Here is a 23069-nt window from a genome sequence, read left to right as displayed (position 1 = left end):
TCTTCCCATGATCAACGTGACCAATCGTACCAATATTAACATGCGGTTTTGTTCGTTCAAACTTGCTCTTCGCCATTTGAGCTCTCCATTTTCCGTCCAAGCCAAGGACTAAGTTAAAAATTAATTACCAACCTGAAATTATGCGTATTTCTTTTGAATCTCCAAAGCAACAGCTGAAGGCACAGGCTCGTAATGATCAAACTGCATTGTATACTGCGCACGTCCCTGACTCATAGAGCGAAGAGTATTCACATAACCAAACATATTTGCCAAAGGAACCATTGCATTCACAACCGTTGCAATGCCGCGCGCTTCAGTTCCTGAAATCTGTCCCCGACGAGAATTGAGATCACCAATAACATCACCAACATAATCATCTGGTGTAACAACTTCCACCTTCATGATCGGTTCAAGAAGCTGTGCACCAGCCTTCTTTGCCCCATCACGAAAAGCCGCACGAGCAGCAATCTCAAAAGCCAAAACCGAAGAATCAACATCGTGATAGCCACCATCAATGAGAGTCGCTTTTACACCAAGCATAGGAAAGCCCGCAAGAGGACCTGACCCCATAACACTCTCAATCCCTTTTTGGACACCAGGAATATATTCTTTAGGAACAGCACCACCAACAATCTTTGACTCAAAAATAAAGTCATCACCATCATGAGGCTCAAAAACAATTTTCACACGAGCAAATTGACCTGCACCACCCGATTGTTTCTTATGCGTATAATCAATTTCCGCCATTTTAGTAATTGACTCACGATAAGCAACTTGAGGCTGCCCAACATTTGCTTCAACCTTAAACTCACGCCGCATACGATCAACAATAATATCAAGATGAAGCTCACCCATTCCAGCTATAATAGTCTGACCAGATTCCTCATCCGATTTAACACGAAATGAAGGATCTTCGGCTGCTAGACGGTTAAGAGCAATACCCATTTTTTCTTGATCTGCTTTTGTCTTCGGTTCAATTGCAATCTCAATAACAGGCTCTGGAAATTCCATCCTCTCCAAAATAACAGGCTTCAAAGGATCACAAAGAGTATCCCCTGTTGTCGTCTCCTTAAGTCCCGCAAGAGCAACAATATCACCAGCAAATGCTTCTTCAATATCCTCACGAGAATTTGAATGCATTTGAAGCATACGCCCCAAACGCTCTTTTTTCTTTTTCACAGTATTCTCAAGAGAAATACCTTTCTGAACTTTACCTGAGTAAATACGACAGAACGTCAATGAACCAACAAAAGGATCATTCATAATTTTAAAAGCAAGCATAGATAACGGAGCATCATCAGAAGATTCGCGTGTCGTCTCAGCCTCAGTCTTTACATCAATACCCTTAATCGCCGGAATATCAATTGGAGAAGGAAGATAGGAAACAACAGCATCCAAAAGTGGCTGCACCCCCTTGTTTTTAAAAGCCGTACCACAAAGAACCGGATGAAACTGAACTTCTACTGTCCCCCTACGAATGAGAGAAACAAGCTGCTCGTTGGTTGGCATAACACCTTCCAAATAAGCCTCTGTCGCAGCTTCATCAACCTCCACAGCCATCTCAATCAATTTCTCGCGATATTCTTCAGCTTTCTCCTTTAAATCAGAGGGAATTTCACTTATCACTGCCGAGGCACCAATAGAACCATCCCACTTTAAAGCCTTCATTTCTACAAGATCAACAACACCTTCAAAGTCATTTTCAGCACCAATCGGCAACTGCAAAACAAGCGCTTTAGCACCTAACCGAGAACCAACCATCTCCACACTACGATAAAAATCAGCTCCTATTTTGTCCATTTTATTAACAAAAACCATACGAGGCACGCGATACTTCTCAGCTTGCCGCCAAACAGTTTCCGTCTGAGGCTCCACACCAGCATTTGCATCCAACAAGGCTATTGCACCATCAAGAACACGCAAAGAGCGCTCAACTTCAATCGTAAAATCAACGTGCCCTGGCGTATCAATAATATTAAAGCGACGCTTCCGACCGTCCTGCCCTTCCCAAAACGTCGTTGTCGCAGCAGACGTAATCGTAATACCGCGCTCCTGCTCCTGCTCCATCCAATCCATCGTAGAAGCACCATCATGGGTCTCGCCAATTTTATGATTCTTACCGGTATAGAACAGAATACGTTCAGTCATCGTAGTCTTACCGGCATCAATATGCGCCATAATACCAAAATTACGATAATCTTCAATTTTATATTCGCGAGCCATTATATTTGCCTTAGTTTAAAACTTCTACCAGCGATAGTGAGAAAAAGCACGATTAGCTTCAGCCATACGATGAACATCTTCACGCTTTTTCACGGCAGAACCACGATTATTAGCCGCATCCATCAATTCACCAGATAAACGCTCAATCATCGTCGTTTCATTTCGACCACGTGCCGCCGCAATCAACCAACGAATAGCAAGAGCCTGACGACGATCAGGACGAACATCAATCGGAACTTGATAAGTAGCGCCACCAACACGGCGTGAACGAACCTCAATGTGAGGAGCAACATTCTCTAAAGCTCGATGAAATAGAGCCACAGGATCTGTTTTTACTCTTTTTTCTACAGAATCGAGCGCACCATAAACAATACGCTCTGCAACTGATTTTTTACCATCAAACATAATGGCATTCATAAATTTCATAATAACCAAATCACCAAATTTTGGATCTGGATTAATCTCACGCTTTTCTGCTCTATGACGACGGGACATTGGCTTTGTCTCTCAATATTATTTTGGACGCTTTGCGCCATACTTTGAACGACGCTGTTTACGATTCTTGACACCCTGCGTATCAAGCAAACCACGAATAATGTGATAACGAACTCCTGGCAAATCTTTCACACGACCACCACGAATCATTACAACAGAGTGCTCTTGAAGATTATGTCCCTCTCCAGGAATATAACCAATCACCTCGAATCCATTCGTCAAGCGAATTTTAGCAACTTTACGAAGAGCAGAATTAGGTTTCTTCGGTGTTGTCGTATAAACACGCGTACAAACACCACGCTTCTGCGGATTCGACTGCAGAGCAGGAACCTTATTACGTTTAACTGGCGCTACACGCGGCTTGCGAATCAACTGGTTTACGGTAGGCATGCAACCTTCCTCTTTTCGATCTACATTCGTCTCACCCAATCGGGCTTTTCTATTTTCATCTCTATCTACCCCAACAAAATCGGAGCAGATATCTAAGTCTACACACAAAATCGGGCACACCTGCAAAAAACAGTTTACCCGACCACAAGCAGAGAAGGCAATAGCCTTTTGCACTAGCATTTGCTTTTAATCTTCTTAACACCTGTGAATAATCCGGTTCATATCCAAAACACCTGATTACATTCACATCGGTTATGTCCATCTCTAATAGCGAGAACACGTACATTCGTCAAGAACTAAACAGCAGAAAGTTTTTAAAAATGAAAATAAATTAAATTTTAAAGCTTTAAATTTGCTTTTACCGCTACTCTTGATAAATCAATTTACCATAAGTAATATCCCTATAAATAAAAAAGTAGCGATATGACTGTAGTAAAACATAGCAGTAAATTGAATTGCATATTTGATATCTAATGATGAGCACCATGAAAATAGCAACGTGGAATATTGCTGGAATAAAAGCGCGACATGAAACATTATGTCAATGGCTGCAGCAAAGCCAACCGGACATAGTCTGTTTACAGGAAATTAAAAGTATTGATGAAAATTTTCCACGCGATACAATTGAAAATTTAGGTTACCATATAGAAACACACGGACAAAAAAGTTTTAATGGCGTTGCGATTCTCTCTAAAAAAACACCAGATGAAGTGATCCGTCGATTACCAGGCAATGATAATGATAAACAAACACGTTACATTGAAGCTGTTTATTCAACAAACAAAGGTGTTGTTCGTGTTGCATCTCTCTATTTGCCAAATGGGAATCCTATTGAGAGTGAAAAATATTCCTATAAGATAGAATGGATGGAAAGATTATATACACATGCAAAATCATTGCTTGCGTATGAAGAACCTCTTATTCTAGCAGGTGATTATAATGTCATCCCCACTCCATTAGATGCAAAAAAACCTCAAGAATGGTATCAAGATGCCTTATTTCTTGGAGAAACAAGAAAAGCATTCCAACGTATGCTTCATTTAGGTTTTTATGATGCTATCCGGAATGTCACCGATACTCCCTCCTTCAGTTTTTGGGATTTTCAGGCAGGTGCTTGGCCTAAGAATAATGGGATTCGCATTGATCATTTATTATTATCACCAGAAGCTGTTGATCAATTAATTTGCGCTCATAGCCAAACAGAAGTAAGGGGATATCAAAAACCATCCGACCACGTTCCTGTTTGGATTCACCTTAATATCAATTAAGAAAGTAAAATCCTCATTTCATGAGACAACAAAAAAATTCCACTCAAAAATAATAACTATGCTACAGCATATAAACAGTATATCTTAAGCAAATAAAATAAAAATAAATGAATGGAGGACATAAATGAAGAAATCATTATTAATGCTTATTGCAGCAACGGCCATTGGATTCTCAAGTTTCGCGCATGCTGAACATGATACTCTTGAAAAAATAAAACGAACAGGGGAAATTACTTTAGGTGTCCGTGAATCATCTGGTTTAGCCTACGCCCTTGGTAATAATAAATATGTAGGTTTTCATACAGAAATGGCAGAACGGATCATTGATGATATCTCAAAAAAAATTGGTAAACCAATTAAAGTTCATTATCTTCCCATCACTTCTCAAAATAGAATTCCTCTCTTAAAAAATAAAACCTATGATTTTGAGTGCGGCTCAACAACACATGATATTGCCCGCAGTAAAGAAGCAGCATTTGCTTATACGACATACATTGAAGAGGTTCGGATTGCTGTAAAGAAAAACTCTAACATTAAATCTCTTGAGGATTTAAATGGAAAAACAGTTGCAACGACCACCGGTACAACATCTGTTCAACTTATTCGTAAAAATAAACGTGCAAAAAACATTCAGTTTAAAGTTTTAAAGGGGAAAGATCACGGAGATAGTTTTTTATTATTAGAATCTGGTAAGGCAGATGCTTTTGTCATGGACGCTTCAATTCTTGCTGGACATATTGCTAAATCAAAGAATCCATCTGATTATGTCATTCTTGATACTGTACTTTCAGTCGAACCTATTGCCTGTATGCTCAGATTAAATGACAAAAAATTTGAACAAACAATCAACGATAGTATCGTACGTCAGATTAAAGATGAATCACTGGAAAAGCTTTATAATAAGTGGTTTATGAAACCGATCCCACCTGCTAACACTGTTATGAACCTTCCCTTATCAAAACAAACAAGATATGCTTGGGATCACCCAAATAATAAGCCTCGAGAAAGCTACGCAGAAAAAGATTTATAGAGTTTAATAAAGAAGAACCACACTCTTTTGAAATTGAGTGTGGTTTATATTTTAATTCACTTTTTAATAAATCTGGACTATGTAGATGCGCGTGGTTTATTGTCCTATTTGTGAATGACTAATTTGAGGGAATATCAATTAATGGACTTTTCTTTCCTTTGTAGAGATGACCTTACTCAAACATTGGTAACAGGATGCTTGGGAACTCCCGGCGTAAGTCATACCTATTTAGATACACTTCTCGATGGCTTAAAAAATACAATTATATTGTCTATCACTTCACTTATATTAGCTGTATTGTGTGGTGTTATTATAGGAACAATGCGCACTTTACCCAAAACATCCATAATCAATTATATATTTCGCACTATCGGTACTATTTGGGTAGAGATTATGCGTAATATTCCCCTCCTTGTACAAGTGTTTTTGTGGTATTTTGTTGTTCCGAAGATTTATCCACCAGCGATGAAATTTTCCCCCATTCTCTTAATAACATGCGCATTGGGATTCTTTACATCTGCACGCATTGCTGAACAGGTTCGTTCAGGCATTGAAGCGATTCCTTCTGGACAACGCTATGCTGCTATGGCAATGGGATTTACAACTTATCAAAGTTATCGCTATATTATACTACCACGTGCTATACGTGCAATTATGCCACCTCTCACTTCAGAAGCAATGGGGATTGTGAAAAATTCATCTATAGCATTCGCCGTTTCAATAAATGAGCTCATGCAATTTCAATACCAAACAATTGAAGAAGTAAGCCATGTTTACGAAAATTATTTGCTTGTTACGATCCTTTATATTCTAATAGCCTTATTCGTATTCATTGTGATGACAGTCATTGAACAAATACTCAAAATTCCTAATTTTCAAACAAAGGGAAATTGAATATGGTGAATTTCATAAGCTCTCAGTTTGGACTTTATTTTCCTTTCAATTTTTCCGACTTTGATTTTTCCTTTTTTACCTTTGATGTATTTCGTTCTTACATTTTATCAGGTTTACTCTTTAGCGTTTTTCTAACTCTTTTTGCAACGGTATTGGGGTTTGTTTTCGGCACACTTTTAGCAATGATGCGCCTTTCTTCCATAAAACTTCTTTCTTGGTTTGCAATCAGTTACATAACAGCTATGCGTTCAATACCACTTGTGATGGTTATCTTATGGTTTTTCGTGCTTCTGCCTTTTTTAACTGGTATATCCATTGGTGCAAATAAATCAGCACTCATTACCTTTACCGCATTTGAAACGGCTTATTTTGCTGAGATTATGCGTGCTGGAATCAATTCAGTTCCGCAAGGACAAAAATATGCAGGACAAGCTCTTGGAATGACATATTGGCAAAGTATGTACATTGTCATTCTTCCTCAAGCCTTTAGAGATATGCTTCCAGTCTTTTTAACACAAGTTATTATCCTTTTTCAGGATACAACCCTTGTTTATGCCATCAGTGGTCATAGCCTTTTGAATGGTTTTGATATTGCTGCTAATAATTTTGGTGTAAAGCAAGAAGCTTATATCTTAGCAGCTATTTTCTATTTTGTTATCTGTTTTACACTGTCACAAATAGTTTTGTATTTACAAAAAAAAGTATCCATTATTCGCTAACAGGAAAAAAAATGTCTACTCATATGATCGAAATAAAAAATGTTTCTAATTGGTATGGCGAAATTAAAGTCCTTAAAAACTGTACAACCAACATTAATAAAGGAGAAGTCGTTGTCGTTTGTGGTCCATCAGGCTCAGGAAAGTCAACACTCATTAAAACTATTAACGCTCTCGTCCCTTTTCAAAAAGGTGAAATTTGGATTAATGGAATACCAGTTCATTCAAAAAAAACGAATCTGCCTAAATTGCGAAGTCAGGTAGGAATGGTGTTTCAACACTTCGAGCTTTTCCCCCATTTATCTGTCACAGAAAATTTGACAATTGCACAAATCAAAGTCCTAAAACGAAGCAAAAAAGAAGCACTTGAACGTGGATTGTTATATCTTGAACGCGTTGGACTCATTGAACACAAAGATAAATATCCTGGTCAACTTTCTGGAGGGCAACAACAACGTGTTGCTATTGCACGTGCCTTAACTATGGATCCACTTGTCATGCTTTTTGATGAACCAACATCTGCTCTAGATCCTGAAATGGTAGGTGAAGTACTCGATGTCATGATTAGCTTAGCAGAAGAAGGTATGACGATGATTTGTGTAACCCATGAAATGGGATTTGCACAAAAAGTATCGGAGCGTGTTATTTTCATAGATCAAGGAACAATTCTTGAAGACTGCTCATCTAAAGAGTTCTTTTCTGATCCGCAAGCAAGAAAACCGAGAACGCAAGAATTTTTGTCTAAAATCCTAAGTCATTAGCCGTTAGATTATCAAAAAAAGCTATCTTTACTATGAACTTGTATACAAGAAAACAGAGTTTAATATAAGATGAGAGAATGTAAAAATATTACAATCAGATGTTTAAAAACTGTTATTCTTTAAAATCTCAACAACCAGTGAAATTGCTGTACGTCTCTCAGATTCATTACAAAGAGCAAAAGCCTCTTCTTGCAAAGGGTGAATCCAATTTTCGTCTTTTACGTTAGCTTTTTATAGGCAGCAGTTAACATTGCTGCCCCACGGACAATTTTTCCTTCTTTAAGCAGTATATTTCCAAGCATTGCTTGGGCAGAAGGATTTTCTTTTTTTGCTGAAAGTTGAAACCATCGTGCTGCTTGTATAAGATTTTTCTCCCTTCCCTCTCCCTTTAAAAATATTTTTCCTAAATGATACTGAGCTTTAGGATTTCCATAGTTTACCGCAGCCTGCATATAAAGATGAGAAGCATAAGAAGGATCAGGTTTCACAGGTGATTGAGGAATACCTTTTTTTATGTATCCGGCAAGTTTAATCAATGCATCAGAAACATAACTTTCATCCTCTGAACCAAGATCAGCACCTTTTTCAACAATATATGCAAAAAAATTATATGCCTTATAATCATTTTTAGGGACACCATCACCGTTTGCATAGATAGAGCCAAGTTTCCAATTCGCACCAATATAGCCTCTCTTAGCAGCACAACGTAATGCTGCAATAGCCTGAGTTATATGCCCATTTTTATAAACAGACATGCCACGTTTTAAAAAATAAAACGAACCATCATTCGCTTCTTGCAAGCTATTGACATCTATTACATAAACAGTCGAAAAGAATCCCTCTAAAATCACAACAATCGTGACTTTTTTCCATATCTGAAACCTATTAACCATTCCCCCTACCTCAATTTTAATGATTATATCTGTTACAAATTTCTTTGTAGATATTTAAACTCTTTTTCTTAGTAAGAAGCATACGCAATTTTAAAGTAAAAATTTTAAAAGAAAAAACAAATAGATAAAAACCATCCAATAGGATTTATCGATCTTAAAATTTTATACGTATGAGCAAAAATCGTTCAATAGAATAACGTGCATTAAACAGCAACTTGAGAACGAAGAGAATACATGATGAATGGTAAACGTTTGAGTATAAAAAACAATACGAAAGATGGATAAATATAATGATGATAGTTAACTTATAACTTCACGACTGCCTTACCACCTTAAAGATGAAGTTTTTTGCCTCCGTCAATCTATAAACAATACAGCTTTTTGTTTAACGGATTGCACCTAACATCATTTCACATGGGGTTACTTCATACTTTACACACAAGTTCTACCTCAGAATACTCACCACTACATACAAAAATACCACATGTGTAATTTTACATGCCTTATATTGCTACTCTAAATGATGATATTTCACAGAAATAAAACAAGATATTGATTTATAATGATACTTTACCATTTTGCATGTTGAATGAGGACCTCGAATATCGTAAGATTCTCTCATTCCAAACCTGTTCCATGTTAAATCAATCAAAACCATCCGCTTGCACATTACAAGTAGAGAGAGCTATGTGGATAAAAACTCTGTGTAAGAAAGAACTAAAAATGCCTCTTACGAACGGTTTGAGCTAAGGGTTGTCCGGATATTGGACAGAATGGTGCCCCCAGCGCTTGTTACTTCACAAGCATAAAGAAGGGAAGCTCAATAGATTTACCGTTATACCATTCATGATCTACGTCGTGGAATAGGCTTGGATGCCTTAAAAGATGTCTCTTTAATGATAAACATAAAACAATGGATTTCAGTAGAGATTTTATGATCGTTCATGAAAAACTAACAAAAGAAAAAGTTTCCTTTTAAAGAAGATCTATACTAGCCCTACTGGTATGCAATTATCTATCAAAAAAATAAAAAGTTGAAATCAATCTAACCGCTCTAAAGCAACAAATATTTTTTTCTGCGCTGCACGCAGTTCTACAACCCTGTTCCGCTCACGCTCAACAATTTCTGCTTTTGCATTTGCTATAAATTTGGGATTGTTTAACTTAAGCGATATTTTTTCAATATCTTGTTCAATTTTACTGACATCCTTCCTCAAACGAACACGTTCAGCCTCCAAATCAATCAACTGTCCTAATGGTAAACAAAAAACAGCCTCTCCCAAAATCATTTGTGCTGATATTTCCGGAACTTTATCAGAGAAATCAATAACTTCAATACGCGCTAATTTTTTTAGAAGTGCATCATAACGCTTCACACGCTCTCGCGTTACTTCCCCTCCTTCAACAACAACAAGAGGTGCTTGTGTCGCCACTGGAATATTCATTTCAAAACGTACAGACCGAATCCCTGTGACGACATCAATAAGCCAATTAATATCATCAGCAGCTTCTTCATCTATCAATGTTTCCTCTGGCCATTTTGTCAATGCGAGCATATCCTCACGCTTGATGGCTTGCGTTTCTGTAAGATACCACAACTCTTCCGTCATATAAGGCATAAAAGGATGAAGAAGTTTATAAACTTCATCTAAAACCCAAGCAGTACAAGCTTGAGCCTCATTTTTAGCATCTTCATTTTCCCCCTGAAAAATAGGTTTGAGAAGCTCCAAATACCAATCACATAATGTATTCCAAATGAAACGGTAAAGAGTGGCAGCTGACTCATTAAATTTATAGTGTTCAATACCAGTCGTAACTGCTGAAATTGTTTTAGATAACTCTGTTAAAATCCAACGATTAAGCGCCAGTTTTGCTTGTTCTGGTTTAAAAGCTGGATCATGCTTCACACCATTCATCTGTGCAAATCGGGTAGCATTCCACAATTTCGTAGCAAAATTACGATAACCAGCAATACGGGAAACATCAAGTTTTACATCACGACCTTGTGCTGCCATAATAGCTAAAGTAAATCGAAGTGCATCAGCACTATATTGATCAATAAGCTCTAAGGGATCAATAATATTTCCCTTTGATTTTGACATCTTTGCACCCTTTTGATCCCGTACAAGAGCATGCACATAAACCGTTGGGAAAGGAACGTCACCCATAAAGTGAAGTCCCATCATCATCATACGAGCAACCCAGAAAAAAATAATATCAAATCCTGTCACAGATAAAGATGTTGGGTAAAAAGTAGATAATTCAGTCGTTTTATTTGGCCATCCTAATGTTGAAAAAGGCCAAAGAGCTGATGAAAACCAAGTATCTAAAACATCCGGATCACGGATTAATTCAACAACCTCACCATAATGAGCAAAAGCTGAATCTAAAGCCTCTTTTTCACTTTTTTCAACAAAAACCGTTCCATCAGGACTATACCAAGCAGGAATCTGATGTCCCCACCATAATTGGCGAGAAATGCACCAAGGTTGAATATTTTCCATCCAATTGAAGTACGTCTTTTTCCAGTTATCTGGAACGAACTGCGTTTTGCCTTGTTGAACAGCCTCTATCGCTGGCTTTGCTAATTCAGCAGCATGAACATACCATTGATCTGTCAAAAAAGGCTCAATAGGGACACCACTGCGATCTCCATGAGGAACCATATGGGTATGATCATCAACAGAAGCTAAATATCCCTGTTCTTCCATCAAAGAAACAATCTTCTGGCGAGCAACAAAACGATCAGATTTATCGAGATTTTCTACTAACATTTTTAATTCATCTGATAAAATCAAACCATCGAAAAATGCTTCATTTTCACGAAGAAAAATCTCGGCTTGCTGGGTAAAAATATTGATCAAGCGTAAATGATTACGCTGTCCTACTTCAAAGTCATTAAAGTCATGAGCCGGTGTGATTTTTACAGCACCACTTCCAGCCTCAGGATCAGCATGGCTATCACCAACAATTAATAACCTACGACCAACAAGCGGCAAAAGAGCATTTTTACCGATAAGATTTTTATAACGCTCATCTTCAGGATTAACAGCAATTCCTGTATCACCAAGCATTGTTTCTGGTCGTGTTGTCGCCACTGTTATATAAGTTGTCGCATCATTTGGATCAAAAATTTTACCTTCAAGTGGATATCTAAAGTGCCACAAATGTCCTTGAACTTCTTTTTGCTCAACTTCAAGATCTGAAATAGCTGTCAACAATTTAGGATCCCAATTGACGAGGCGCTTATCCCTATATATCAACCCTTGCTTATAAAGCGTGACAAAGACTTCACGAACCGCCTGCGACAACCCCTCATCCATTGTAAACCGCTCACGCGACCAATCACATGAAACCCCAAGGCGACGCAACTGGTTTGCAATAACGCCTCCAGTTTCATAACGCCATTCCCAAATACGCTCAATAAACTTTTCTCTCCCCATTTCTTGACGCGTTGGCTCTTGACGTTCTGCAAGTTGACGTTCCACAACCATTTGCGTAGCAATCCCAGCATGATCCATACCAGGCTGCCACAACACATTTTTGCCACGCATCCGCTGAAATCTAACTATTATATCTTGAATTGTCGTATTGAGCGCATGCCCCATATGAAGTGAGCCTGTAACATTAGGAGGTGGAAGCATAACGCAAAAAGGTTCTGCATCGCTTTTAGAACCAGCTCCCGCTTTAAAAGCCCCACGAGTCTCCCATCTCTTTGCAACCCGTTGCTCTATAGAGGAAGCATCATAGTTTTTTTCTAACATTCTATCCATCCATAACGCCGCTGAAAAACACAATATATGATCAAAACCTGATCAGAATCTCGTGAATCTCAGCCATTCACTAGAGAGCTCGCAAAATCGCAAACAAAATCCCCATAAAATGAAAAACATAAAAATAATTAAGACGATTTTTTAATCGCCTTCACAATCTCTTCACGCAAAATATCTTCCAGCAAAATAGGCAATTTAGACTGTAACCATTCTGCTATAGCCGGACGCAACACATCCTTTGCAATCTTTTCTGCAGAAGAAATACAATATGCAGACAATTCCACATGACCATCCCTTCCTGCGTCTGACTGTGATTTCCTTATCTCATCTTCATATTCTTTTGCTTTATAAACAGAATTCCGTTCTTCAGAAGAAAGCTTCATCTTTTGCATATCCATACCAACTGTATTATTTTCTGCCTCTATATCCTCTTTTTCTTGCGTTATCTTCCCCCCTTGATTTTCAGAAGAAAGACCAATACGATCAGCTAAAGCTTTCATAGCATCATCAACCGATAAGGTTGTATCATAAATACCCTCGGATGCAACTTCTGAAGCATTCACTGCAACATCTTCATTTAAAAAGTGATCAGATTGAACCGCATTTTCTTCGATTATTTCACGAATAGATGTTAAAATTTCATCCATACTTGGCTCACGTAACACGCTTGAACTCTGTACCATACTTTACAACCTCTCAAAGACGCAACAACAAATAGAATCATATTTTCAGTGTATGCAAAAGAATTATAAGATCAACATGCCTCCTACGATATTTTCAAATATGCTTGTCATAAAGAGGGCGCTACACACAGTTTTCTACACTTAGTAAAAATAATATCTCGCCGCAATATCTTTCAACATATTCAACTGTTGATTTACTAATCTTTTAAAAACTAAAATAATTTAATAAGATTCAAAGAGATACTTTTATGTATTATCGGATATATTTAATTGTTTTTAAACCTAAATAACTTGCAGTCAATTTACCAATAGAAGATTGAACACTATAGCTCGCCACAACAGCATTACGCTCTGCCATTGCAAGCGCAATCTGAGCATTAATCAATAGAGTACGAGAATTTAAAACATCCAGCGTCGTTGCTTGCCCTACGCGATTTTCTTGAACACGACCTTTCAGAGCAATTTCAGCAGCACGAACACTTTCACGGTAAGCAACAACAGATGAGCGTGCGCCCTCCAACTGAAACCAAGCAGAAGTAAGTGCTTGTCGCGTATTACTATGCGCCAAATCGAGTTGAAGCTGCGCCTGTCCAAGCTGTTCCCTTGATTGGCGAATTTGCGCAGACGTACGCCCTCCTTCAAAGATTGGGACACTTACTGACAACCCTATCGATTTAGAAACGCCATCTTCTCCAACCCCGCTGTAGATTCGATTATAAGATGCTGTTGCAGAAAAATCAACTTTAGGGAGCAATGCCCCTTCTTTCGCCTTTACATTATAAACACTCGCATCAACTAAATATTTAGCATAAAGGATTGCTGGATGCATCACAACGCTCATTTGGTAAGCCATATCAAGGTTGACGGGAAAATCTTTGGCTAGAGGTGGGCGTTTTAACTTTTCAGGATCAGAACCAATAACTTGTCGATACACTGCCTCTGCTGCTTTTACATCAGAACGAGCAAGACTCAGCTCTGAAACCGCCACGGAACGTGCAGCTTGAGCTTGAGCAAGATCAACATGCCCTCCTTCACCCACATCAAATTTTGCTTTATTAGAACGAACTTGTTCCTCAAGAGCTGCCAAATTTTCTCTCCGAAGATCGGCAACACGACGTGCGTGATAGACATTAGCATAAGCGGTCACCGCCTCTAGAAACGTATTTTGTTCAACATTACGAAGATATTCACGCTGAGCCTGCAACTTAACTTGAGCTGAAGAAAAGATATTTTGCGTGATAAAACCATCAAATAATCTTTGATTTAATCTCACTCCTATAGATCCAGAAGTGACATAAGGACCTGTAAAAGACTTATTGCGCCCATAGTTCCCAACCCCCTCAACTTGTGGCAATAGCCCCGATCGCGCAATGACAACATCATCACTGGATATACGCACAGCTGCACGTTCACTATTCAACTTAGCATTATATTTATAAGCCTTAGAAAAGGCATCCATCAATGTTTCAGCACAAACAGCCTCTGATAGAAAAACACTCAACACCAGCAATAAACACGCCTGAAACTTCTTGTTTACTCTAAACATAATACACACAATAACAAACCCCAAATAAATTACAAAATTATCTTTTATTCACAAAACAAACAAGCACTAAAACACAAAACTAGGTGTTTTGAAAAAACAAGGAAGAGGCTTTACAGCGAGGTTAAAAGCACGACGAGCCGAGATGATCCCATCTTCTTTTATATAGATTTGTGCAACAGCAGCATTTCCATGCCCTTCAACCACAACAAGACGTCCACAGTCTTTCATTTGATCAAAGATACCTTGAGGAATAAAATCAACAGATCCCTCAATGAAAATCACGTCATAAGGTCCCTCAACGGCATATCCTTTCTCTAATGGACCATGAACGACAACCACATTATCACATTGATTCCGTTCTAAAGCTTCAAGAGCACGTTCAAAGAGAGATTTATCACTTTCCAGCGCAATCACAGACCCTGCAAGTTTTGCAAGCAACGCTGCACAATAACCACTATTTGCACCAATATCTAAAACAACATCTGATGATTTTACAGCGGCAAGCTGTAGTAATTTCGCTAGAGACGCAGGTTTCATCAAATAGCGTGCAGGAACCCCATCTTGCTCTGGACATAGAACAATATCAGTATCAAGATAACTTAACACTTTCATATCTTCCGATACAAAATCTTCACGAGATACCGTTAAAAAGGCTTCAAGAATTGATAAATCCGTTACATCGACTGTACGAATTTGATTGTCAACCATTTTGCGACGAAGCTCAGCAAAATCTGCAACCATAACGAATATTTTCTCCTAACCTACAAAAAACAAACAAAACAGCGACAATAAGGGATAAAGATCTCTTAAACTATGGGCGTTACAAAAAAGGATACTACAGTCAACAATTAGATTTTAACTGTATAATCTCTCATACAAAAGTGTCTTCACAAGAATAGAGGGAAATAATCTATTTTCCTATACCTCATCTCCCTTAAAAGCCGTTTCGTTTAAAATCGGCTGGAGGCCTCGCCCGGAATCGAACCGGGATACAAGGATTTGCAGTCCTCTGCGTAACCATTCCGCCACGAGGCCTCGTCAACAAACATAAAGGTTTCAATAAGGGAAGGCAACGCATCCGTCAAGGTGTAGAAATCTTCTCTCGCCTTTTTTCCTCTTATTACACAATTTATCATATTTTTTTAAAAAAAGTAATTTTATCCTTTGCAAATCAGTATTGCTTTGCTATAGCCTTTTCAACGAGATGATTGGGCACCGTTCCCCGGTAGCTCAGCGGTAGAGCAACCGGCTGTTAACCGGTTGGTCGCTGGTTCGAATCCGGCCCGGGGAGCCACATTCTTTTCTATCACAAATAATTTATTGATTTTCCATATATTTTTTACAGTGAGGGACGCGTAAATAAAAGTTAGGGAATAGGATTTTCTAACATTTCTCTATAAAGCACGCTTCGCACAATGTTTCTAATGTTTCTTTGAAGTCTGCTAACGCTTCTTGATGTAAGCCATCTAAAAGTCTCATAAACGCAACAACAATTTCACGTTGCAACGGAGTAGAAGGCTTTATGATGATGCTTTTTCGATAAGAATAGGCTTCTTTTTTTAAGAGAGAAGCCTTCTCTTTATCTAAACCATAAAGCTCTATGATCTTTTCCTCCAGTCCTACAGGAACAGATTTTTTGCCAATCTCGACAGAAGATAAAAATGCTACAGATATGTCTAATTTCTTAGCCATATCTAAGAGGCGTTCTGAGTGATCAATGCGAAGTTTCCGTAAAATTTTACCAAAAGATGTAACCATATAAAAAGTCCTATTAGAGAAGAAATATTTCTTCTGATTCTAACAAATCTTTTTATGATTTTCTTCAATTATTACGAATCAAGAGTTCTTTTCGGGGTGGTTTTTTAGCAAAACCAGATGTCCAAAGAGTCTCTAATTCTAAAAAGTCAAAATCCTTAAAAATCTCTCGAACCGCATCACAATCATTGAGACTCAAGACAAATTTGCCTTGTATGCTTTTGAGAACTTTTGCCATACTCACAAAATCATCTTCAACAAAATTCCCAGAGCTGTAACACTTCTTCTTTACAAGATAAGGCGGGTCTAGGTAAAATAAACTGTCGGGTGCATCAAATAGCTCGATAACCCGTTCCCACGACAAATTTAAGATCGTCGTATCAAGAAGCTTCTGTCTAACACGTCTCATCCTTGATAACAGCTTTTCGGGATTAAATGCTATAGGCTTTTTCCTTCCAAAACTAAAAGAGACATAATCTTTTTTCCCATACATCACACAACGTTGGAGAAACAAAAAACGGGCGGCTCTTTCAACTTTGGAAAGGCTTTCTGGTTCAATCGCCGCAAGTTCAAAAAACAACTGTCTTGAACAAACAAACCATTCTAGTCGTTTAGCTAAATCATCAAAGTCATTTTGAACGCATTGAAACAGATTCGTGATCTCTCCATTCAAATCATTAATAACGGAATATTTTGCTGGTCCTTTATTTAGGAAAATAACACCAGAACCTAAAAATGGTTCAACATAGGTTTCATGGTCAATGCTATTTAAAATCGGTATAATTTTCTTACGCAGATAGTGTTTACCACCCATCCACGCAAACAATGTTTGTGTAAATTCTTGTTTCATCATATTTTTAAAGGAGAGATTTGATATCTAACTTTTTGTTAACCATCTTTTAAGATGTGATAAGATATTATCGAGTGCATCCATAAGGCGGGCAAAATCAATAACAAACATAAAGAGAATGAAGGCAATCAATTTCATGATGCGTGACATCATCTTTAAGCCTTGATAGGTCTCTATCATCTCGTGAAGGAGCTGTTGTTCTGTTTCTGTAAGATCTTTATCTTTGCTGCTTCGTTTCTTGACCATCTTTCCAACCACATAAATGGGCTCCCTGCTTGTTATGCTTCAAAATATCTCTTGCAAGGTTGGAACTGATGACCGCAACATCCTGATTATCCAAATAAATGGGCAACCAGCCACCACAAGAAACAGACCTATTTGCCGCGCACCCAACGAGAAAGTTCAGAGCGCACACCAGCATCACTTTTTCGATTAACTTCATTTTCTACCTCAAGACGGGTTGTTGCTGTCTTTAAAGCATTCTCTGTTTGCTTTTGCCGTTCGCTTTGCTTGCCAAGCTGAAACGCCTTGGCTAAAGCCATAAAAAAAACGGCTAAAGCCGCTGTAAACATAAGAGAATATTTCTTTAGCCAAAAAATCATAAACGTTGCTCCCCAAACCGCTTGGCGACAATCACTATGCCCGTTACAGCCGCTAAAACCATGATACCTGCTAAAGCCCATTGCACCGGACCATTGCCAACCAACAAGCCTCCAAACCCCGAACAAGACCCTATAATCGGGGCAAGTGCTTCTATCTTTAAAAGACCGCTTGCTGTTTTCGTTTCTACCCTTTGATAATTCGAAGAAACATAAGCCCCTTTTACCCATAATCCCGCTTCTGCTGCTCGACGGTTGGCTAAACCCGCAAGAGGCTTCCCACCGACCTTATTCCATTTCTGTAATTCTAAGGGTACGGCTTCATAATCCCCTTGATTAAGCTTCTTCAACAAGGTTGACTTGCGAAAAGCAGCTGTTCCTACATTATAGCAAAATGAGACCAATGCCGCGAATTGGCAATCCGTTAACGAAACCGTCACCGATTCCTCTACCGTCTGCTCAAATTGCTTTAAGTCTTCACAAAGGATTTCTTCTGCTTGCTTTTGGCTAATACACATGCCTTTTTTGACAAGGGGGTGACCCGCATTGCTGGTGTGACCATAACCAATCGTCCAGATACATGCCGTGTCTCTATATGCCTCTAAACGCAAACCTTCCCATTGTTTGATAAGCTCTAATCCTTCTTTCGATATCTTTCTCATCTGACGCTCCATAAAAAAAGCCCCACAAAAGTGAGGCGGCATAAAAATGTTTTCTTATGATCTCTATTGGCTATGCTCTTTGATCAGCTGCTCGACTTCGTCAACACCAAAGCCAAGTTGAAAGAGCGGCGCATAGTCGCTTTCCTGTAATTCATACTGACAACGCTTTTCTACAAAATCACCATTTGAATCAAACGGTATTTCTGTTGTTCGACAAACCTTATGCGTGTCATCTTCAATCCCCTCTTCTCCCTCTCCAAGCTCTTTAACAAAAACCCAATAAAAACGTGTTGCTAAAAGCATCTCTAGCCTTCTTACTGTTTCAACTTTGTCAAAAGAAAGCATGTTCAGATAATCTTCTTTGCTATTTAAATGTTCTGGATATTCTATCATCTCTCCCTCCTAAACAAAATGACGCGTATGGCTACATCCACGCGCCGCAACTTGTTCATTTCCACCATTGACGATCATGGTGGCTCGAGTAAAACGCCCATTATCCGTTGTATTACTCCAGCTACCACCCCCTAACAATGCTCTCATTTCAAACGTATTTTGCGTACGGCTTATGGGTATAGGAAACGTGCCCGATAAAAATTGCCAAACATAACCGCAACCATCCTCACAACCGATATGCGAGATCATTCGACGATTCGCCGTATCCTTATATCCACCTGAAACCTTAGAGGTTGGTTCTTTCTTGCCAACAATATGTGTCTTTTCATTGCTTCCATACATAGCAGAAGCAAACGCTTCATCACTCAGTAAAGATTTTTTAACACGCGCCATATCTGTTACATGTTCGGTATAATTACGGTTTGTTGTTATATTGGTACGATACATTGATTTCGTATTTTCACCCGTCCCTGATTGAAGATAAATATCAACCCAAAGATCTGTAGAGGGGTCGTAGACCATTCCCTCTGGTGAACTATAAGGGCGGTGATTGAGACACCAAACTGAATTGGGTAAAATATCCCCTGCCCTATAACCAGACAAGGGGTGACCGGAAATCGTACCAACATCCGCACAGAGCGTATGAAACCCTCCTATCTTTCGCGAATTACTCACTGTGTAATTCCTTGGATACGTAGAGTTTTCTGATACAACAATTTTATGAGAATCTCCCTCCGGTACCAAATAAAGATAATAATCCTTGCCCGCAGAAAGAGACGGCATGCTTATTCTGGCATCTACCGTATAACTTACAACCAAAATATTATGAGTTCGTGGCAAAGTTAGATAGGTTCCTTTTTTCACGGTTAATTGCGCTTTGCCTGTCGCTACAAGAAACGGTGTGGAAATTGAAAAAACCGTTAAATTGGACTGTTTCAGTAAATTGTTTACCTCTTCCGCTAGCGCTTTTGCCTGTGAAGCTACTGTATGGGCTGTTGTTGCCGTTGCTAGGGAACTCTTGATCCCTCCAAGCTCTTGTTTCGTCGTATCGGCTGTTTTTTTGGCTTCTTCTGCTGTCCTTTTCGCTCTATCGGCTACTTCCTTGGCTTTTTCGGCTTCGCTCTTGGCTTGATAGGCTTGTGAATCTGCCGCCTCGGCTTTTTTCTTGGCTTCGTCTGAGTACATCCGCGCTAAACTTACGGGGGCTTTAAAATTCTCAACCACTTGATTGATATCAATAACCCTACTCCTCGCAGACGAGGCTATTTTCTCTGCATTTTCTGCCTGATTGCGCGCTTGCGTCGCATCATGTCTTGCATAACCAGCAGACTCCTTGGCTTCCTTGGCTATTTTTTGTGCCTCTTCTGCTTCTTCTTCTAAAGACGCGGCTTTCTTACCCGCTGTTTCGGCTGCCCTCTGCGCCTCTCCTGCTATATATTTTGCATTACTCGCTATTTCCTTGGCTTTTTCTACTTCATTCTTGGCTTCATACGCTCGGTCATCGGCTTTCTCTGCTATTTTCTTGGCTTCTTCACCTGCCATTTCTGCTAATCTGGCTATAGTCTTAGCGTTATTGGCTGCTTCATTCGCGTCGTAAGCTTTACTCCACGCTTCATTCGCTGTGCTTTTTACTTTTTCCACCTCACTACGCGCTTGCTCCGCATCATGGTTAGCATAACCTGCTGTCTGTTTGGCTTCTTTAGCTATTTTTTGTGCTTCTTCTGCGGCTGCTTCTAAAGACGCGGCTTTTTTACCCGCTGTTTCAGCTGCCTTTTGCGCCTCTCCTGCTGCATATTTTGCACTATTGGCTATTTCCTTGGCTTTTCCGGCTTCATCTTTTGCTTCATACGCGTAGTTATTGGCTTTCTCCGCTATTTTCTTGGCTTCTTCGCCTGCCGTTTCTGCTAAACTTGCTGTAAGCTTAGCACTATCTGCTGTTTCATTCGCTTTGTGGGCTTTATTCCACGCTGCATTCGCTGTGCTTTTTGCATTTTCCACCTCACTACGCGCTTGCTCCGCATCATGTTTGGCATAACCTGCTGTCTGTTTGGCTTCTTGTGCTATTTTTTCAGCTTCATCCGCTTTACGCTTCGCCTCTTGTGCTATGCCCTTCACCGCTTCCCCACTCACCTGCCCTGCCGTCTCTCCTGAACGCACCGCAGACTCTGCTACCGCTTTCGCTTCCAAAGCTATTCTAGAGGCTTCTGTTGTGCTCTGTTGGGCTTGCTCCGCTTTCGCTATTGCACTATCTGCTGCACTCTTGGCTTCTTCTGCTGTGCTCTTCGCTGCATTCGCAACTGTCTCTACACTTTCGGCTTTAGCTTTTGCATCAGCGGCTGTCTGCTGTGAACTTACTGCTGTGCTATGAGCTGTTTCCGCTAAACTCTTAGCTTCACTCGACTTCGTTAACGCTTCTAAAGCTTTTTGCCCGATCTCATCACCAGCCTGTTTAGCTGTGGTAGCGGTCGATAATGCCGTTTCTGCAATACCTTTCACTTCTTCAGAAATATTCTTGACATCATTGACTAAGGTAAGCGCTGTAGATGCTTTATCCTTCGCTGCATTCGCTTCTGTAAGCGCATTGGTAGAGGCATTTTGGGCTTCTGTTGCAAGTTGTTTGGCTTCTTCTGAGAGTGTCTTAGATGACTCTGCTATCTGTTTGGATTCTCTTGACTCCGTTAATGCCTTCTCTACTGCCGTTTGTACTTGAGACGCTGTTTTTGTGAGTTCTCTAACAGAAGATGTCGCACCTTCTGATAACTCTTTTGATTGTTCTGCAATATCCTTGGCATCATCGGCTGCCTGTTTGGCTCCATCTGCCTTTAGACTTGCTTGCATGGCTACAGTCTTAACTTCATGACACGTTGCTACCGCCGTCGCTGCTACTTGCGTCGTCTCTGTTGCTGTTTGTGAAGCTTCTCTTGCTGTTTGTTCTGCACGCGTTGCAATGGTCTTCGATTCATCGGCTAACCTCTTGGCTTCGGTCGATAAATTAACAGCATTCTCACTGCTCTGTTTGACCTCTTCAAAACGTTGTAATGCCGTAGAAAGGGAACCTTTCGTACTATTGATTTCCCCTGTAGCTCTATCGACTGCTCCTTTTGTCTCTTCTGCCATGCGCTTCGCTGCATCAGAAGTATTCTTGGCTTCTTCTGCTAAGCCATTGGCTGTATCCGCTGTCTCTTTCGCAAGGCTAGCCGTTGTCGTCGCTGCTTTAGCTTCTTCCTTCGCTTCATGAGACGTCGTAAGCGCTGTTGTCGCTGTTTGAACTGTTTTCGTCACTTCGCTAAGCGCTTGTTCCGAAACCCTCTTCGATTCTTCTGCAACCTGTTGCGCACCATTCGCACGCGACATGGCTTTTTCTGCTTCTTGACGTGCATTAACAACCTGCTCTAACGGCGCAAAGGTTTCATACGAATACAAAGATGCCGTCCCTAAAAGCTTTGGAACAACAACGCTGTCTTGAGAAGTTCCTGCTATCATTTCTTCTTTCGTTGCAACAGGTATCAAATATTCATGTTCATGATCGGGTATCTTCATCTGTTTTCGTCCTCACATCATTCAGAGCACTTCGTCTAATGAACACTCTTTCAAATCTTCAAACTCTTCTCTTAAGGTCTCTAAGCGCTTCTCTAAATCTTTCAGTGAACCATCAAGCTCTGTTTTCAAAGCGGCTTTCAGTAAATCAAAAACGCCAGTAAGCGGCGCATGTACAAAACCTCCCCCAGAATACAAAACGACCCGTACTTGAGACGGGTCGCTAATCTCTGATATCGCAAACGGTTTTAATGACATTTCAACTCCTCATGTCTTGATCCCATAAATTACACTCACATTAACGGGGCGCGTTTCAACACCACCAACCCTCTCTGCCATGAGATGATGTTCATGATGCTCTCTGTCATTCAGACCGTCTGTTATAGGCGTTGAATAATATAAAAAATTAGCAAAGGGGCTCCTGATAAACCAAGGTAAACGCGGCGGCTTGTCTTTTTCTGTAAACCTACAACACACTGATTTATAATGATAATTCACTGTTTTGTATGTTGAATGAGAGTCTCGAATAACGTAAGATTCTCTCATTTCAAGTCTGTTTATATTGAATCAAACAAACCCATTTGCTTGCACGGCATAAGCG

At 39.6% G+C, this 23069-nt stretch carries 20 protein-coding genes, 2 tRNA genes and 3 pseudogenes; 6 read left to right on the top strand and 19 right to left on the bottom strand.

The genetic code is table 11. The features are described from left to right. From ACFINL_RS08255 to rpsL, 4 genes and pseudogenes are all read right to left on the bottom strand, one after another. Positions 1-76: pseudogene (locus tag ACFINL_RS08255) on the bottom strand (elongation factor Tu); the annotation flags it as partial. Positions 77-138: 62 nt separating this feature from the next. Beyond that, positions 139-2223, bottom strand: a complete 2085-nt coding sequence (gene fusA / locus ACFINL_RS08250) for an elongation factor G (RefSeq protein ID WP_375607436.1) — start codon at positions 2221-2223, stop codon at positions 139-141. A 24-nt stretch (positions 2224-2247) separates the two neighbouring features. Beyond that, positions 2248-2718 carry a 30S ribosomal protein S7 gene (gene rpsG / locus ACFINL_RS08245; RefSeq protein WP_015856589.1) on the bottom strand — a complete coding sequence of 157 codons (471 nt, stop codon included), beginning with the start codon at positions 2716-2718 and terminating at the stop codon, positions 2248-2250. An 18-nt stretch (positions 2719-2736) separates the two neighbouring features. Then, positions 2737-3108, bottom strand: a complete 372-nt coding sequence (rpsL, locus tag ACFINL_RS08240; protein WP_005773262.1) for a 30S ribosomal protein S12 — start codon at positions 3106-3108, stop codon at positions 2737-2739. A 485-nt stretch (positions 3109-3593) separates the two neighbouring features. On the opposite strand from rpsL, the gene xth reads away from it, so the two are divergent. The 5 genes from xth (at position 3594) to ACFINL_RS08215 (ending at position 7777) form a co-directional block, all read left to right on the top strand. Further along, complete coding sequence (xth, locus tag ACFINL_RS08235; protein WP_375638315.1) at positions 3594-4376, top strand: exodeoxyribonuclease III; 783 nt, start codon at positions 3594-3596, stop codon at positions 4374-4376. Between the two features lie 124 nt (positions 4377-4500). Further along, the gene (locus tag ACFINL_RS08230) at positions 4501-5406 is read left to right on the top strand and encodes a transporter substrate-binding domain-containing protein (RefSeq protein ID WP_375612441.1); all 906 of its coding nucleotides are present in this window, start codon (positions 4501-4503) and stop codon (positions 5404-5406) included. A 141-nt stretch (positions 5407-5547) separates the two neighbouring features. Beyond that, entirely contained in the window at positions 5548-6300 is a 753-nt protein-coding gene (locus ACFINL_RS08225; RefSeq protein ID WP_375612442.1) for an amino acid ABC transporter permease, read from the top strand. A gap of 2 nt (positions 6301-6302) precedes the next feature. Then, complete coding sequence (locus tag ACFINL_RS08220) at positions 6303-7019, top strand: amino acid ABC transporter permease (RefSeq protein WP_375612443.1); 717 nt, start codon at positions 6303-6305, stop codon at positions 7017-7019. Positions 7020-7030: 11 nt separating this feature from the next. Then, positions 7031-7777 (top strand): amino acid ABC transporter ATP-binding protein, encoded by a 747-nt coding sequence (locus tag ACFINL_RS08215; protein WP_273791447.1) that lies wholly within the window; start codon positions 7031-7033, stop codon positions 7775-7777. A gap of 102 nt (positions 7778-7879) precedes the next feature. On the opposite strand, the pseudogene ACFINL_RS08210 reads toward ACFINL_RS08215, so the two are convergent. The 6 genes and pseudogenes from ACFINL_RS08210 to ACFINL_RS08185 all read right to left on the bottom strand — a co-directional run bounded on the left by ACFINL_RS08210 (position 7880) and on the right by ACFINL_RS08185 (position 15707). Further along, positions 7880-8670, bottom strand: a pseudogene (locus ACFINL_RS08210) (tetratricopeptide repeat protein). 1040 nt (positions 8671-9710) lie between these two features. Continuing rightward, positions 9711-12434, bottom strand: a complete 2724-nt coding sequence (locus ACFINL_RS08205) for a valine--tRNA ligase (protein ID WP_375651366.1) — start codon at positions 12432-12434, stop codon at positions 9711-9713. A gap of 137 nt (positions 12435-12571) precedes the next feature. Then, positions 12572-13126 carry a DUF2497 domain-containing protein gene (locus ACFINL_RS08200; RefSeq protein ID WP_375612445.1) on the bottom strand — a complete coding sequence of 185 codons (555 nt, stop codon included), beginning with the start codon at positions 13124-13126 and terminating at the stop codon, positions 12572-12574. 253 nt (positions 13127-13379) lie between these two features. Next, on the bottom strand, positions 13380-14672 hold the full coding sequence (locus tag ACFINL_RS08195; RefSeq protein WP_375651365.1) for a TolC family outer membrane protein: 1293 nt from the start codon (positions 14670-14672) through the stop codon (positions 13380-13382). Between the two features lie 66 nt (positions 14673-14738). Continuing rightward, entirely contained in the window at positions 14739-15413 is a 675-nt protein-coding gene (locus ACFINL_RS08190; protein WP_375651364.1) for a protein-L-isoaspartate O-methyltransferase, read from the bottom strand. Positions 15414-15633: 220 nt separating this feature from the next. Beyond that, positions 15634-15707, bottom strand: a tRNA-Cys gene (locus tag ACFINL_RS08185). A gap of 184 nt (positions 15708-15891) precedes the next feature. Here ACFINL_RS08185 and ACFINL_RS08180 point away from each other — a divergent pair. Further along, positions 15892-15966 (top strand) — tRNA-Asn (locus ACFINL_RS08180). An 89-nt stretch (positions 15967-16055) separates the two neighbouring features. On the opposite strand, the gene ACFINL_RS08175 is transcribed toward ACFINL_RS08180, so the two are convergent. The 9 genes and pseudogenes from ACFINL_RS08175 to ACFINL_RS08135 form a co-directional block, all read right to left on the bottom strand. Then, a complete protein-coding gene (locus ACFINL_RS08175; RefSeq protein WP_375651363.1) occupies positions 16056-16430 on the bottom strand; it encodes a helix-turn-helix domain-containing protein in 375 nt (124 codons plus the stop codon). A 64-nt stretch (positions 16431-16494) separates the two neighbouring features. Then, complete coding sequence (locus ACFINL_RS08170) at positions 16495-17280, bottom strand: DNA adenine methylase (protein WP_375621686.1); 786 nt, start codon at positions 17278-17280, stop codon at positions 16495-16497. A gap of 24 nt (positions 17281-17304) precedes the next feature. Then, positions 17305-17535: a hypothetical protein gene (locus tag ACFINL_RS08165; protein ID WP_375651362.1), complete on the bottom strand. Its 231-nt coding sequence runs from the start codon at positions 17533-17535 to the stop codon at positions 17305-17307. 116 nt (positions 17536-17651) lie between these two features. Beyond that, positions 17652-17879 (bottom strand): hypothetical protein, encoded by a 228-nt coding sequence (locus tag ACFINL_RS08160; RefSeq protein WP_375611041.1) that lies wholly within the window; start codon positions 17877-17879, stop codon positions 17652-17654. Beyond that, positions 17876-18538 (bottom strand): lysozyme, encoded by a 663-nt coding sequence (locus ACFINL_RS08155; protein WP_375651361.1) that lies wholly within the window; start codon positions 18536-18538, stop codon positions 17876-17878. Before ACFINL_RS08155 ends, ACFINL_RS08160 begins: the two co-directional genes overlap by 4 nt. Before the next feature lie 63 nt (positions 18539-18601). Continuing rightward, positions 18602-18931, bottom strand: a complete 330-nt coding sequence (locus tag ACFINL_RS08150; RefSeq protein WP_375651360.1) for a hypothetical protein — start codon at positions 18929-18931, stop codon at positions 18602-18604. 9 nt (positions 18932-18940) lie between these two features. Beyond that, entirely contained in the window at positions 18941-22471 is a 3531-nt protein-coding gene (locus ACFINL_RS08145) for a hypothetical protein (RefSeq protein ID WP_375651359.1), read from the bottom strand. Positions 22472-22492: 21 nt separating this feature from the next. Beyond that, positions 22493-22726: a hypothetical protein gene (locus tag ACFINL_RS08140; RefSeq protein ID WP_375611072.1), complete on the bottom strand. Its 234-nt coding sequence runs from the start codon at positions 22724-22726 to the stop codon at positions 22493-22495. A gap of 9 nt (positions 22727-22735) precedes the next feature. Beyond that, positions 22736-22933: pseudogene (locus tag ACFINL_RS08135) on the bottom strand (phage tail protein); the annotation flags it as partial. Between the last annotated feature and the right edge of the window lie 136 nt (positions 22934-23069).

Origin of the sequence: Bartonella sp. AA78NXGY, assembly GCF_042197005.1 — a bacterium.
Classification (GTDB): Bacteria; Pseudomonadota; Alphaproteobacteria; order Rhizobiales; family Rhizobiaceae; genus Bartonella.
Note: the sequence above shows the minus strand (reverse complement) of the source record. Positions and strands in the feature narration are given on the sequence as shown.

Bases quoted from the DNA above. Each gene is read 5' to 3' on its own strand.
- fusA (WP_375607436.1), bottom strand. From the start codon at position 2,223: ATGGCTCGCGAATATAAAATTGAAGATTATCGTAATTTTGGTATTATG.
- rpsG (WP_015856589.1), bottom strand. From the start codon at position 2,718: ATGTCCCGTCGTCATAGAGCAGAAAAGCGTGAGATTAATCCAGATCCA.
- rpsL (WP_005773262.1), bottom strand. From the start codon at position 3,108: ATGCCTACCGTAAACCAGTTGATTCGCAAGCCGCGTGTAGCGCCAGTT.
- xth (WP_375638315.1), top strand. From the start codon at position 3,594: ATGAAAATAGCAACGTGGAATATTGCTGGAATAAAAGCGCGACATGAA.
- ACFINL_RS08230 (WP_375612441.1), top strand. From the start codon at position 4,501: ATGAAGAAATCATTATTAATGCTTATTGCAGCAACGGCCATTGGATTC.
- ACFINL_RS08225 (WP_375612442.1), top strand. From the start codon at position 5,548: ATGGACTTTTCTTTCCTTTGTAGAGATGACCTTACTCAAACATTGGTA.
- ACFINL_RS08220 (WP_375612443.1), top strand. From the start codon at position 6,303: ATGGTGAATTTCATAAGCTCTCAGTTTGGACTTTATTTTCCTTTCAAT.
- ACFINL_RS08215 (WP_273791447.1), top strand. From the start codon at position 7,031: ATGTCTACTCATATGATCGAAATAAAAAATGTTTCTAATTGGTATGGC.
- ACFINL_RS08205 (WP_375651366.1), bottom strand. From the start codon at position 12,434: ATGTTAGAAAAAAACTATGATGCTTCCTCTATAGAGCAACGGGTTGCA.
- ACFINL_RS08200 (WP_375612445.1), bottom strand. From the start codon at position 13,126: ATGGTACAGAGTTCAAGCGTGTTACGTGAGCCAAGTATGGATGAAATT.
- ACFINL_RS08195 (WP_375651365.1), bottom strand. From the start codon at position 14,672: ATGTTTAGAGTAAACAAGAAGTTTCAGGCGTGTTTATTGCTGGTGTTG.
- ACFINL_RS08190 (WP_375651364.1), bottom strand. From the start codon at position 15,413: ATGGTTGCAGATTTTGCTGAGCTTCGTCGCAAAATGGTTGACAATCAA.
- ACFINL_RS08175 (WP_375651363.1), bottom strand. From the start codon at position 16,430: ATGGTTACATCTTTTGGTAAAATTTTACGGAAACTTCGCATTGATCAC.
- ACFINL_RS08170 (WP_375621686.1), bottom strand. From the start codon at position 17,280: ATGATGAAACAAGAATTTACACAAACATTGTTTGCGTGGATGGGTGGT.
- ACFINL_RS08160 (WP_375611041.1), bottom strand. From the start codon at position 17,879: ATGATTTTTTGGCTAAAGAAATATTCTCTTATGTTTACAGCGGCTTTA.
- ACFINL_RS08155 (WP_375651361.1), bottom strand. From the start codon at position 18,538: ATGAGAAAGATATCGAAAGAAGGATTAGAGCTTATCAAACAATGGGAA.
- ACFINL_RS08150 (WP_375651360.1), bottom strand. From the start codon at position 18,931: ATGATAGAATATCCAGAACATTTAAATAGCAAAGAAGATTATCTGAAC.
- ACFINL_RS08145 (WP_375651359.1), bottom strand. From the start codon at position 22,471: ATGAAGATACCCGATCATGAACATGAATATTTGATACCTGTTGCAACG.
- ACFINL_RS08140 (WP_375611072.1), bottom strand. From the start codon at position 22,726: ATGTCATTAAAACCGTTTGCGATATCAGAGATTAGCGACCCGTCTCAA.